This is a genomic window from Methyloglobulus sp. (assembly GCF_046714055.1).
GTDB lineage: Bacteria > Pseudomonadota > Gammaproteobacteria > Methylococcales > Methylomonadaceae > Methyloglobulus.
The window spans coordinates 1-5,103 of the sequence record NZ_JBKKBJ010000058.1 but is presented as its reverse complement, the minus strand read 5'-3'; the positions used below and the strand labels follow the sequence as shown (position 1 = coordinate 5,103).

Annotated in this window: 7 protein-coding genes and 1 pseudogene; all 8 read left to right on the top strand. The window is 47.6% G+C overall.

Annotation, left to right across the window (positions count from 1 at the left end; all coding sequences use genetic code 11):
• The coding region (locus ACLQ6D_RS03430) for an ATP-grasp fold amidoligase family protein (RefSeq protein WP_411725867.1) at nt 1-642 on the top strand (642 nt) is incomplete at its 5' end.
• A gap of 117 nt (nt 643-759) precedes the next feature.
• Entirely contained in the window at nt 760-1,104 is a 345-nt protein-coding gene (locus ACLQ6D_RS03425; protein WP_411725866.1) for a hypothetical protein, read from the top strand.
• Between the two features lie 498 nt (nt 1,105-1,602).
• Nucleotides 1,603-2,868 carry a diaminobutyrate--2-oxoglutarate transaminase gene (gene ectB, locus ACLQ6D_RS03420; RefSeq protein WP_411725864.1) on the top strand — a complete coding sequence of 422 codons (1,266 nt, stop codon included), beginning with the start codon at nt 1,603-1,605 and terminating at the stop codon, nt 2,866-2,868.
• A gap of 212 nt (nt 2,869-3,080) precedes the next feature.
• Complete coding sequence (locus tag ACLQ6D_RS03415; protein ID WP_411725863.1) at nt 3,081-3,230, top strand: hypothetical protein; 150 nt, start codon at nt 3,081-3,083, stop codon at nt 3,228-3,230.
• Nucleotides 3,218-3,661: pseudogene (locus tag ACLQ6D_RS03410) on the top strand (IS1595 family transposase); the annotation flags it as partial. The gene ACLQ6D_RS03415 and the pseudogene ACLQ6D_RS03410, both read left to right, overlap by 13 nt.
• A 100-nt stretch (nt 3,662-3,761) precedes the next feature.
• Nucleotides 3,762-3,989 carry a sugar-transfer associated ATP-grasp domain-containing protein gene (locus ACLQ6D_RS03405; protein ID WP_411725868.1) on the top strand — a complete coding sequence of 76 codons (228 nt, stop codon included), beginning with the start codon at nt 3,762-3,764 and terminating at the stop codon, nt 3,987-3,989.
• Nucleotides 3,990-4,043: 54 nt separating this feature from the next.
• A protein-coding gene (locus ACLQ6D_RS03400; protein WP_411725862.1) for an IS1 family transposase occupies nt 4,044-4,723 on the top strand; the annotation gives its coding sequence in 2 pieces (ribosomal slippage) (nt 4,044-4,371 and nt 4,371-4,723; 681 coding nt in all).
• A 56-nt stretch (nt 4,724-4,779) separates the two neighbouring features.
• Nucleotides 4,780-5,103: oligosaccharide flippase family protein (locus ACLQ6D_RS03395; protein WP_411725861.1), on the top strand; the 324-nt coding region annotated here is incomplete at its 3' end.

Sequence of the window (5,103 nt, the reverse complement as noted above, 5' to 3'; positions counted from 1 at the left end):
CGTATTGGTGATCATGTTTTGACCAGATTGTATGGTGTTTATGACCGGGTAGAGGATATTGTTTTGGATAATCTTCCAGAGTCATTTGTATTAAAAATTACACATGGAAGTGGGCAAAATATTCTTTGTAAGAATAAAAAAGATGTTGCTTGGGGGTATGCTTTTGCGTTCTTGAAGATGTATATGGCTCATAATCATTATTATTATGGAAGAGAGTTTCCGTACAAAAATATTGTCCCGCGAATTATTTGTGAAGAGTTTTTGGATGATGAAGGGAAGATTCCAATGGATTATAAATTTTATTGTTTTAATGGTCAGCCCCATTTTGTGGAAGTCCATTTTGATCGTTATGGGCAGCGTAAAAATAATCTTTATGATTTGAATTGGAATTTATTGCCTGTTGAAATGACTTATCCAAGGTTTTTGGGAGTTGTTAATAAGCCGGAGTGTTTTGAAGAAATGCGCGGCTATGCACAGATATTGGCTAAGGGCATGCCTTTTGTGAGGGTGGATTTTTATAATTTTAATCGGAGGGTGTATTTTGGTGAAATGACGTTTTATCCTGCTAGTGGTATGGAGAAGTTCTCCCCTGAGAATTATGATGATATTCTTGGTTCAATGTTGGCGTTGCCTGATAAATAAGGGTGATAGGTTTTGTGGGCTTGTGCCGATAAAAAAATAATGGCATTGCTAATTAAATATAGATACCGTGTAAGTTTTGGATCATTAACATGCGTCGGGGATTGCGATGGATTGTCCTTGTGTGGTGAGCGAGCGGGTTGCAAAGATGGCTTGATGAAAGGGCGGCAACGCTATTTATGCAAAGGTTTCAACCGTCGCTATACCGTCGCGCAACGTTCCGGCACTGGGGACAAGGCGGCGGAGCGCCAAGCGCTGGAACTCTACCTGGAAGCTTGGGTTCAGGCAGTTGGACGCCATAAAGAACGACGGGGTTATCCAAATGGTCGATCTGGACAAGATGCACGGCCATGTCAGTTCGAAAAAACTATTGCTGGATATGGATTGCCGTTGGTTCGACATTGGAAACGGTTCCTCTGCTGCATACCGGGCCCCAGGGGGACTGTCACGGGGGGAAAGCCCTGACAAGCCATAGCGGACGTGGCAGTTGGGCGCGTGATGACGGGCCGTCGGCAACCTTACGGGGCGTTTGCCCCTAAAACGCAGCCGACGCAACCAAAGGCGGAAACCTTCGCCGTTGAGGGGTATAGCAGCTTGTTCAGGCATTTCCTTGCCAAGTTACGCCGAAAATCAAAATGCGACAGTGGTGCCAAAAAATGCTGGAATACTCCGTTAGGCTACTGATGGCAAGATGGAATAATATGTTAGTTATATTAAATTAGCAGTGCCCAAATAATTAACATTAAAGAAAAGTTAGCACCTCGATTGTTATTAAGCTAACACTGATGATAGGCACAGTATTGCCCAAATTATTACTGTTGCCATCTTACCTATTTTTACGCGTTTATTTTCTCCGCCGCATTGTCGTGAGCAAGGTGCCGGAGGTTCCTTATGCCTCCAACGCCAAGCTAAAGATAGTAGTGCGGGAATCTGAAATTTTATCTTTATCAACAGGAAATCAACATGAATAACGCAATTTTCAATTCCCTAGAATCCAATGTTCGTTCCTACTGCCGAACCTTCCCTCGCGTCTTCGACCGGGCACTCGGTGCCATGATCTGGGACGAGGACGGGAACGAATTCATCGACTTCTTTGCCGGAGCTGGCACTATGAACTACGGGCATAACAATCCCTATATTAAGGGACGTGTTCTCGAATTCTTGGTCGAAGATCGGATTCTTCATGCTCTGGACATGCATACGGTTGCCAAACGCAATTTTCTGGAAACCTTCGAGCGACGTGTGCTGCAGCCCAAGGGCATGGTCTATAAAGTCCAGTTTACGGGGCCGACGGGAACCAATGCCGTGGAGGCAGCACTGAAAATAGCCCGCCGCGTCAAAGGCCGCACCAACATATTCGCATTTACCGGTGGTTTTCACGGAATGTCTCTGGGTGCCCTGTCGGTTACGGCTAATACCGAGAGCCGTGCTGCGGCTGGCGTACCTCTTGGTCATGGTGCCTTTCTTCCTTATCCCTCCAACATTGGGGGAGTAGAGGGTAGCCTAATCGCCTTGGAGCGAATTCTCACCGACACCCATTCTGGAGTGGATAAGCCGGCAGCCGTCATCCTGGAAACGGTGCAGGCAGAGGGGGGGGTGAATCCGGCACCCGTCGAATGGCTACGAGGGGTCGAAGCGATCTGTCGCACCCACGATCTGTGCCTGATCGTTGATGACATTCAGGTGGGTTGCTTTCGGACAAAGGAGTTCTTCTCTTTCGAATCGGCGGGAATTTCTCCCGACCTCGTTATCTTGTCCAAGTCTATCGGAGGTATCGGCTTTCCCATGTCACTGGTATTGATAAAGCCAGAGTTGGACATTTGGGGTCCCGGCGAGCACACGGGCACCTTCCGAGGTAATCAGATTGCCTTTGTGGCGGCAGCGGCGGCCTTGGACTTCGCGGCAGAAACAGACCTTCCTTCACAAGTTCGGCGACACGAGGAGATGGTCATGAATTTTCTCGAGACTCGGATCGCTCCTCTGCACGAGGCTATCAAGGTTCGTGGTCGTGGACTTATCTGGGGTGTTGATATGACCGGAGTCGGCGGGGGTGCCATAGCTAAGCGAATCGGTATCCGCTGCTTTGCCAACGGTCTCGTCATCGAACGAGCAGGTAGGGACGACGCAGTGCTCAAACTGCTTCCGCCTCTTACCATTGCGGACGACATACTTCAGCGAGGCCTAGATATCCTGCACCAAGCCATAGCAGACGAATTGGGGGCGACTTGAAGAAGGATGTAATTATCATGATCGGCACGCAGCTAGATGGTCAGGGTGAAATGTCGAGTTCTGTTGCGTTTGAATGTTATAGTGGACCCCAAAATCCAGACAGTAATATAAGATGGTGTCTGGCCAATGAATTGCGGGAAGGTAAACACTGATCTTGCCCCGCTCTAGCGGACACTCGGCTAAGAGAGCAATCTCTCAAACCGAGGTCAGCAATGAAAATCAAGAAAGAAGAAGCCAGGACAACAGTACGCAACAAATACACGGCACAGTTTAAAGGACAAGCGCCCGGACGCGCAGATCGGGACGGTGTCCCCAAGGCGGCCCAGGATTTAGGCATCGCCGAACCGGTGCGGTGTTCCTGAATGAACAAGGCCATCCCATGGCGACGGACATGGATGTGGTCAACGGCTTTCGGCTGACCGAAATTTCACGCTGGGCAAAGCGGCATTTACAAGCAAACAGCACGGTCATTTCGGACGGGTTGCCTTGTTTTTCGGCCGTCACGGAGGCCGGGTGTGGCCATAACAGCATGGTCACCGGCGGCGGGCCACAAAGCGTGGCCAAAGCGGAGTTTACTTGGGTCAACACCCTGATAGGCAATGTGAAAAATGCAATCACGGGCACTTACCATGCCATCAACCCCAAGCATTTGCCGCGTTATCTGGCCGAATTCTGCTACCGGCATAATCGAAGGTTCCAACTGGAAGACATGCTGCCCCGCTTTGCCTATGTTGCCGTGCGGACGCCCCCTATGCCAGGTCGACTTTTGAAATTAGCTGAGGCTTATGGGTAATCAGGAAAATTTTTATATACTGCGAACGGCCATGGATTGCGCTTTTTAGAAACCCCTCACCCCAGCCCTCTCCCGAAGGGAGAGGGGGACAAAAGTCGCAATCCGTACCCGTGTCGAGTACAAATATGACATACATCCCTTTACCAAGGCCTCGTTTAGTCATATAGAAATTCCAATATATAACAACATCATTGAAACAGTCAAGAAACTGCATAATGAACTACACTATTTTAATTTGGTTTCATGGGACTTGGCGCTTGATCAAAAAAAACAGATAAGAAGCATGATTGGCAAGATACCCTTAATGTTAAAAAAATGGCATTGTTAATCTTAAGTATAGATAATGTTACTATTAGCATATTTCAAATAGAGCGAATGTATCATGAGTTGTCCAAAATGTGGTTCATTAGACTGTGCCAAAGACGGCATAGTCAAAGAAAAGCAGAGATACAGATGCAAATCTTGCGGCCACAGGCATACCGTTCAGCATCGGGGGATATGCCCGGCAACGAAACGGGAAGCCCTGCAGTTGTACTTGGAAGGATTGGGTTTCCGTTCCATTGGCCGGTTCCTGAAATGCAGCCATGTTGCTGTCTACAACTGGATCAAGGCGCATGGCGAGTCCATTGAGGCCATCCGCTCTGCTGCCGGTGTTGATGTGGTCGAGATGGATGAAATGCATACCTATATCGGCTCAAAAAAAACTATTGATGGATATGGATTGCTGTTGATCGACATGGGAAGCGGTTCCTCAACTGCGAAGTGGACTCCCGCGACACCGACACCGGACGAAAGCTCTGGGATGCAATCAAAAACAATGGCATAACCGATGTCATAAGCGATTACTGGAGTCCTTATGAAAAATTCGTTCCGTACGCGTTGCATACCCAATCAAAAGCCGAAACCTATACCGTTGAAGGCTATAACAGCTTGTTCAGGCATTTTCTGGCTAGGCTACGCCGAAAGTCGAAGTGCTATAGCAAAAGCAAGGATATGCTTAAATATTCCGTCATGCTTTTAATGCTCAAACGAAACGGCGACCTAAAAGCTATACTTAATTAACAATTCCAAAAAATTATCCGCTCATTTCTTGCCTTGTCTCTAACCAAGGGGTGGCCATGAAAAATTTGATTTTAAAGGATTATTATGGTGATAAATTGAATGCAGCAAAAAATAACCTCCAAATCAAGGTTGCGAGCTCAGTAAAATGGTCGGCCATAACCCAAATAGCCGCAAAAATTGTCACTCCCGTTACCACTATGGTTTTGGCCAGGATTCTGGCGCCTGAAGCCTTTGGGGTAGTGGCTACCGTAATCATGATTGTCAGCTTTGCAGATATGTTCACTGATGCGGGTTTCCAGAAATATTTGGTGCAGCATGAATTTAAGGACGATGACGAAAAGTATAGGAACACCAATGTGGCCTTCTGGACAAACCTTGGC